Raw genomic sequence first — 7,058 nt, 5'->3', positions numbered from 1 at the left:
AGCACGCCGCCGATCGGCGCACCCAATCCTTTCGAGAAATCGATCCAGGCGGAATCCCAGCCATCCGCCATTTTTCGCGCGTTGATGCGGGTGGCGACCGTCGCATTGAGCAGCCGCGCGCCGTCCATGTGGGTGGCCATGCCGTGTTCCCGGGCGATCGCGGCGACCTCGTCGAGCGCAGCCTTCTGCCAGATCGTGCCGCCGCCGATATTGGCGGTCTGCTCGACGCTGACCAGCACCTGCGGCGGCTGATAGCGGGTGCGCGGATGTAGCGCGGCGCGGAATGTATCCGGCGTGAACTGGCCGTCGTCGCCAGGCAGCTGGGTGATCTGGAAGCCGCCGAGCGCCGCATGGGCGCCGCCCTCGCGGGAGATGATGTGGGCGGTCTCGTGCGCCAGGATCTCGTCGCCGGGCCGGCAGTGCACCAGCGTCGAGGCGACGTTGCACATCGTGCCCGACGGCATGAAGACGGCGGCCTCCTTGCCGAGCAGGTCGGCAACCCGCTCGCACAGCGCATTCACTGAGGGATCATCGCCGAGCTGCTCGTCGCCGACCTCGGCGCGCGCCATCGCCTCGCGCATGCCGGGTGTCGGGCGGGTCTGCGTGTCGGACAACAGATTGATGCGGATGGGCTGCGCCGTGGGATCGCGCGGGGGCGGGGTGTAGAGCATTGGCGGCTCCTTGGTTTGAAAACGATCATAAGGCAAAAAACTGCGGCCAGAAAACACGAAAGCCCCGGCATGACCGGGGCTTTCGCATCTTGAAGAAAATGGTTCTGACGTGATCAACGCGAATAGAACTCGACGATCAGATGCGGCTCCATCTGCACCGCGAACGGCACGTCCGTGAGCGCCGGGATGCGCAGGAATTTCGCGGTCATCTTGGAATGATCGGCCTCGATGTAATCGGGCACGTCGCGCTCGGCGAGCTGGCTCGCCTCCAGCACCACGGCGAGCTGCTTCGAGGCGTCCTTGACCTCGATCACGTCGCCGACCTTGAGCTGGTAGCTCGCGATGTTGACCTTGCGGCCGTTCACCTTGACGTGGCCGTGATTGATGAACTGGCGCGCCGCGAACATGGTGGAGACGAATTTGGCGCGGAACACCGCCGCATCGAGGCGGCGCTCCAGGAGGCCGATCAGGTTCTCGCCGGTGTCGCCCTTCATCCGCCCGGCCTCGACATAGATGCCGTGGAACTGGCGCTCGGAAATGTTGGCATAATAGCCCTTCAGCTTCTGCTTGGCGCGGAGCTGCACGCCGAAGTCCGACAGCTTGCCCTTGCGGCGCTGGCCGTGCTGGCCGGGGCCATATTCCCGGCGGTTGACGGGACTCTTGGGGCGGCCCCAGATGTTCTGGCCCAAACGGCGGTCGATCTTGTATTTCGCCTCACTGCGCTTAGTCATCGCGTCCTCTTCGAAAGATTGGGTTTTGAGGAAACGCGCCCTCCTGTGTGCCGGGATGTCCCGGCACCGACAGGTCCTGACCCCAAAGCCTGAAGGGTCAAAACCACGGGTCGCGAAACGCTTCGCGGGCCGAAACGGCCCGCGAGCAGGGCGGTTTCTAAGGGCAAATCGGCTGCCTTGTCAATCGAAACACCCGTCGTTCCGGGACGTCGCGCAGCGACGAACCCAGAACCTCGAGATTCCGGGTTCGATGCTTCGCATCGCCCCGGAATGACAAAACCCCTCACGTCGCCACGGCCCGCACCGATTTGGGCTCGGCGCCGTGGCGTAAACCGCGCAATTCGGCTGCGATCTCCCCGTTCAGCACCTGTTCCAGCGCCGTCATGGTCCTGGCGATCAGGGCCGCGTCGGTAACCCGGTGATCCCAGCGGATCACCACGCCGATGCTCTGGTCGGGCTCAACCGCGCCGTAGCTCAGGATATAGGGGCCGGGGCTCAGCGCATGCAGCTCGCCGCCGCCGAAGGCCGCGACCCCCGTCACGACGAAACTGCCGAAATAATTGCCGCGCTGGCGGCCGAAATTGACCCCGCACAGCCACGCCAGCCGCCGCAGCGGCTGCGGCAGGCGGGTCGCCAGCATGATCTTTCGGAACATTGGCACCTCGCCAATCGGCGCCTCCTTGGCGTGGCGGATCAGCGCGTCGATCTCGCCGAGCTGCAAGCCGTCGGGCTCGGCGACGCGCTGCGGCAGCACGCATTCCTCGCCATACGCGCTCCTTGAGATCGCGACCATCGCGACGCTCTTCGGCAGCTCGTAAAAGCTCGGCCACGGCCAGCTCGCATACAGCGTGCGCAGCGTAGGCTCGTCGCGCGCGACCAACGCGAACGCCTTGACGAAGATCGCGGCCCAGCCAGGCGGGCGGGCGGCGAGCGCGCGGGCGTCGAGCAGGGGCCGGACGTTCAGCGAGCGCGAGAGCGACACGAACGGCACGCCGCGCGAGGCGTGCATGAGGTCGATGATCAGGCGGCGCGGCAGCGAGATTTTCCGAAAACGTCCGCGCATCGAAAGAACTCGCCCCTTTCCTATCCCGTCAGTGCGGCGCGGGCTTGATTGCCCGCACTCCGCTCTACCGCAAATCCAGGCCCGGCTGAATCAGGATCCGGCGACGGGCCTTCCGCCTCCTGAGCGAGGCGCTATAGCACGAATAGCGTGCCGCGAGGCCATTTGGTTGGTCTTTGTGGCAGCCGCGAGGCCATCGCGCGTTTGCAACCAACATGAATTTCAAGTCGATTCAAGATGTTGGCATCGTGCCTGAAAGTGCCATGACGGCGCAGATACCGCATCGAAATCGCCATCAGCGCCGGATTCCTGCCAGGCTGGCGGTAATCCCGCGCTGGAACAGCGACCAGTCGAAACCGAGCGCCAGCACGAGATAGCCGCGATCGATCATTGCGTTCGCCTGATCGGCTGATCGCGCCACCCCGCCGATCGGCACGCCGCTCTTCAAAATGCCCTCCTCGGCGCGCTTGATCAGCGCCTGCACCTCGCCATCATCGATCAGCCCACGCTTGTTGATCGAGGTCGCCAGGTCCCCGGGGCCGATCACGGCGACATCGATGCCGGGGGTGGCCATGATCTCATCGATCCGCTCGACCGCCTCCACATGCTCGATCGTGATCATACACATCATGTCGTCGTCTGCGCTCGCCATGTAATCGGCCATCGAAACGTTCCAGCGGAAGGGCGCGTGAAACGGTCCCCACAGTCGGTCACCGCGCGGCGGATAGCGCACGCTGCGCACTGCTTTCTCGGCCTCGGCGGCGCTCGAGATCATCGGAAAATTGATGCCGAGCGCGCCAAAATCCATCGGCGCCTTGGCAAGATGCGGCTCGTTGGCCGCGATCCGCACCATCGGCACGCAAGGCGTGCCGGCGGTCGCCACGATCATCGCATGCGCCGCCGTCAGGTCGATCGGCCCGTGCTCCAGGTCGACGACGATCCAGTCGAGCGACTGCGCCATGATGCGCACGGTCTGCACGCTCGGGATGGTGGCGATCGCGCCAAAGGTCGGACGCTTGTCGCGAAACGCCTGGCGCAGGCGGTTCAGCGGGGCGGGCTGCGTGGACATCCGAAAACTCCAGAGGGTTTTACGCCGGCACGCGGCCGCCAAAAAACGGCATCAGAGCCTTGCTGAGGTTGTGCGGCTTGTTCGAGGTAAAAATCATTTCCGCACCCGCCCGATCGGCCGCGCCGGTCGGCGGCCCAAGCAGGTCACTGGCTCGTCGCGCAATGGCGGGCGCAGGATCGATCCAGGCAACCTCCCACGGCGCGAGCTTGATCAGGCGGTCGAACAGCAGCGGATAATGGGTGCAAGCGAGTACGATCGCGTCGGTACGTGCCAAGGGATCATCGGGATCGCCGACAAAGCAGGGGGCGAGCTCGGCCGCGATGTCGCGGTCCGACACGGTGCCGCCGGAGAGCGCAGACTCGGCGAGCGCGGCGAGTTCGGGCGAGCCGACCAGCGTCACCTCACAGCCTTGCGCAAAATCGCTGATCAGCTTGCGCGTATATTCGCGCTGCACGGTGCCCTTGGTGCCCAGGACCGAGACGCGCCGGGTTTTCGACAGCGCGCAGGCGGGCTTGATGGCCGGTACCGTGCCGACGAACGGCACCGAATAGGCGGCGCGCAGATGCGACATGACAAGGGTGGAGGCGGTGTTGCAGGCGATCACCACGAGATCGGGCGCGTGCTGGCCGATCAGATCGCCGATCAGCGGCACCACGCGGGCGATGATCGCTTCCTCACTGTGATGCCCATAGGGAAAGAACGCGTCGTCGGCGACATAGATGAAGTGCGCATCGCCGCGCGCCGCGACGATCTCGCGTAGCACGGTCAGCCCGCCGAGGCCGGAATCGAAGACGAGAATCGTGGGAGGGGGGGGCATGATGTGAAGTTCTAGCCGAACAACCATTCCGCTGTCATCGCCCGGCACGGCATTGGGCGCGGCAGGGTGGGCAAAGCGAAGCGTGCTCACCATCACACGCGCGGAAAGATGGTGGGCACGGCGCAATGCGCCTTTGCCCACCCTACCGCTGAGTGCTCGCCGCGGGAAGAGTCTGGATTGCTCGCTTCGCTCGCAATGACGATCTGATGGAGCATGACATCGCATTCTCGCCGCGCATTGCGCCCGAGTTTTGCATCGAAATCGTCCCTCCTCGAGAACAGAGGGCGCAGGGAAGGCCGGGTACCTGCTGATACCCATGGCCCCCGTGCAATAAAAAAGCACGGGGAAGGAACCACAGGTTCAGCCGGATAGTCCCGGCCTTCCCTGCGCAATGGTGTTACGGCTTATACGCGCTCTCCCCGGGGACCGGGCTTTCTTGCCCCCGTCGCCCGCGAGCCGTTCATTGAGCGGCTTGCGGGCTTGACCTCAGCGTCGGGAGGCCAGGACCACGCGACTTCGCCGTCCACATCAGCTCCGTTCGTCCGCGCCAACATCAGTTCGCGCGCGGGGCCGATGCGTCCATCGCATCCCGCTGCCAACGTTCGTGACGATCGCGAAACGCCCCTCATGCGGCGGCGGGATGGATGGATGATGCTTCTGATTTGAAGAAGAGTCAAGTCGATTTACGAAAATCTGAATTTTTGCCCGCGGCAGAATGGCGCGACGGGCAATTTCCGCATGACACACATGCGCGAACTGCCCGTCGTGCACCGGTGATTTCGGCGGCCATGGGCCGACAAGCGGGCGTCCGGATCAAGCACGGGCCTCAAAAATCATGTTGAACGGCGTCTCCGTCGCGCGGCGAAATCGTGTAAAGCCGGCCTCGGCCGCGACCCGCCGCAGTCGGCGCTCGCCGGCTTGGGCGCCTAGTCCCAGCGCCACTTCCTGCGACAGCGACGCCGGCGTGCAGATGAAAGTCGAGGCAGCGTAATAGACGCGGCCAACCGGATTGAGATTGTCCTTCAGATTATCGTGGGCAAACGGCTCGACGATCATCCAGACGCCATCCTTGGCCATGGTCTCCTTCACATGCTTGCCGGCGCCGACAGGATCGCCCATGTCGTGGAGGCAATCGAAGAACGCCACCAAATCGTAGCCCTTTGCAGGAAAATCCTTGGCGTTGGCTTGGGCGAAAGTGATGCGGTCGCCGACGCCGTCTTCCGCCGCCAGCTTCCTGGCCCGTTCGATTGAAGGCAGATGATAATCGAAACCGAAGAACTCGGATTTCGGATATGCCTTCGCCATCACGATTGTCGAAGCTCCATGGCCACAGCCGACGTCGGCAACTTTGGCTCCGGCCTTCAGCTTGGCTTCGAGGCCATCGAGTGCGGGAATCCAGTTCGAGACCAGATTCGCATTGTAGCCCGGTCTGAAGAAGCGCTCCGTTCCCGAGAACAGGCACTTCGAGTGTTCGTGCCAGCCCACGCCCTTGCCGGTGCGAAAAGCCTCGGTGACCTTCGGCTCGTCCAGATAGGTCGCCTGCACGACATCGAATGCGCCAGCAAAAAACGCCGGCGAGCCTTCTTCCGCGAAGGCCAATGCCTGTTCAGGCGAAAGCGAAAAGGTGTCCTTTTCGGAGTGATAGTCGATGTAACCGGACGCAGCCTGGCCGGAGAGCCATTCGCGCACATAGCGCTCGTGCAGTCCGGTCTTCTTTGCCAGTGCCGCCGAGGTCGTCGGCTCGCCGTCGACCATCGCCTTGTAGAGCCCCAGCCGGTCGCCAAGCAGGATGCTTGCGCCTGCGAGCGATGCACCGAGATCGTTCACGAGCTTACCGACCAATTCATTCAATTTGTCAGGATGTGGTTCACGCATGACCTGTCCTCCGAATCCAATGCACTCCGTTGCTTCGTTCATGCAACCTGACACGCTCAGGCGGGCCGGCCGAGCGGGCATCGCGGATATCAAGACGTCATGTTGAAAAATGTGAGCCGCTTTATCATCGTACCGGCCCAATCTGCAGCGAGATGATTGTCCAGTCTCGCAAATGAGTCCAGACACAAGCGGTTGCGCGGAGAAGTTCGTCTTCCCCATCCCTAGCCCGCTTCGGGTCACGGGTTGTCTTCCTCGAATGCGTGAGTGCGAGCCTCAAGGACGGACAAGTCCCATCACGGCATATAGCCCACGGCCAGCGCGGCAAACACGGCAGCAAACAGATTGAACCAGCTGCTCCAATAGATGCTGCTGAACACGACGTGGCTCCAAATCAGGGCACCGACGACGCTCAGACCCCACGCGAGGGCTGACGCTACTCCCGCGGCAATCGCGAGGGCCGGAGATTTATTCCCGTGCGAATAGAAGAAAGCGCCGAGGATGATGGCGGTGACGATCAGGATCAAGCCGATCAGCGGCCCCGCGCCGGGAGGCGTTCCGCCAGGACCAGGCATTCCCCCGCCGACCGCTCTGACGCTCGCCTGGGCCTCCTCCAGAGCGGCGATAAACAGTCCTACGAGGCCGACAGCGACGCAAATGACGACAGAGGGAAGGATGACCGGCAGTGGTCCGACCAAAAAGCTTTGAGCAGCGGACGTCATGACAAATACGATCGCGGTATGCAGAGCGACGGCGAGCCGCGTCCGATGGAAATCGGGAGCCGCCTGCTGTGTGCCATACGTGCTCATTGTGCTGCCTCGTGCCCAAATCAGCTTAC

General features: G+C 63.6%; 7 protein-coding genes. All 7 read right to left on the bottom strand.

Annotated features, from left to right (window positions below; all coding sequences use genetic code 11):
- On the bottom strand, positions 1-671 hold a 671-nt coding region (locus tag JOZ76_RS24965), incomplete at its 3' end, for a threonine aldolase family protein (protein WP_291703151.1).
- 113 nt (positions 672-784) lie between these two features.
- Positions 785-1,402 carry a 30S ribosomal protein S4 gene (rpsD, locus tag JOZ76_RS24960; protein ID WP_291703149.1) on the bottom strand — a complete coding sequence of 206 codons (618 nt, stop codon included), beginning with the start codon at positions 1,400-1,402 and terminating at the stop codon, positions 785-787.
- A 283-nt stretch (positions 1,403-1,685) separates the two neighbouring features.
- Positions 1,686-2,465 (bottom strand): acyltransferase, encoded by a 780-nt coding sequence (locus JOZ76_RS24955; RefSeq protein WP_291703147.1) that lies wholly within the window; start codon positions 2,463-2,465, stop codon positions 1,686-1,688.
- Positions 2,466-2,757: 292 nt separating this feature from the next.
- Positions 2,758-3,531 (bottom strand): HpcH/HpaI aldolase family protein, encoded by a 774-nt coding sequence (locus JOZ76_RS24950; protein ID WP_291703145.1) that lies wholly within the window; start codon positions 3,529-3,531, stop codon positions 2,758-2,760.
- A gap of 19 nt (positions 3,532-3,550) precedes the next feature.
- Complete coding sequence (gene murI, locus JOZ76_RS24945; RefSeq protein ID WP_291703142.1) at positions 3,551-4,348, bottom strand: glutamate racemase; 798 nt, start codon at positions 4,346-4,348, stop codon at positions 3,551-3,553.
- 813 nt (positions 4,349-5,161) lie between these two features.
- The gene (locus JOZ76_RS24940; protein WP_291703137.1) at positions 5,162-6,223 is read right to left on the bottom strand and encodes a class I SAM-dependent methyltransferase; all 1,062 of its coding nucleotides are present in this window, start codon (positions 6,221-6,223) and stop codon (positions 5,162-5,164) included.
- A gap of 293 nt (positions 6,224-6,516) precedes the next feature.
- Positions 6,517-7,058 (bottom strand): hypothetical protein (locus tag JOZ76_RS24935; RefSeq protein ID WP_291703136.1); only part of this gene is annotated, 542 nt, incomplete at its 5' end.

It is taken from the genome of Bradyrhizobium sp. (assembly GCF_019244115.1).
In the GTDB taxonomy this organism is placed as follows: domain Bacteria; phylum Pseudomonadota; class Alphaproteobacteria; order Rhizobiales; family Xanthobacteraceae; genus Bradyrhizobium.
The sequence above is the reverse complement of the archived record's forward strand: the minus strand, read 5'-3'. Positions and strand labels throughout refer to the sequence as shown.

Coding starts and splice junctions, on each gene's coding strand:
- murI (WP_291703142.1), bottom strand. CDS start 4,348: ATGCCCCCCCCTCCCACGATTCTCGTCTTCGATTCCGGCCTCGGCGGG.
- JOZ76_RS24940 (WP_291703137.1), bottom strand. CDS start 6,223: ATGCGTGAACCACATCCTGACAAATTGAATGAATTGGTCGGTAAGCTC.
- JOZ76_RS24955 (WP_291703147.1), bottom strand. CDS start 2,465: ATGCGCGGACGTTTTCGGAAAATCTCGCTGCCGCGCCGCCTGATCATC.
- rpsD (WP_291703149.1), bottom strand. CDS start 1,402: ATGACTAAGCGCAGTGAGGCGAAATACAAGATCGACCGCCGTTTGGGC.
- JOZ76_RS24950 (WP_291703145.1), bottom strand. CDS start 3,531: ATGTCCACGCAGCCCGCCCCGCTGAACCGCCTGCGCCAGGCGTTTCGC.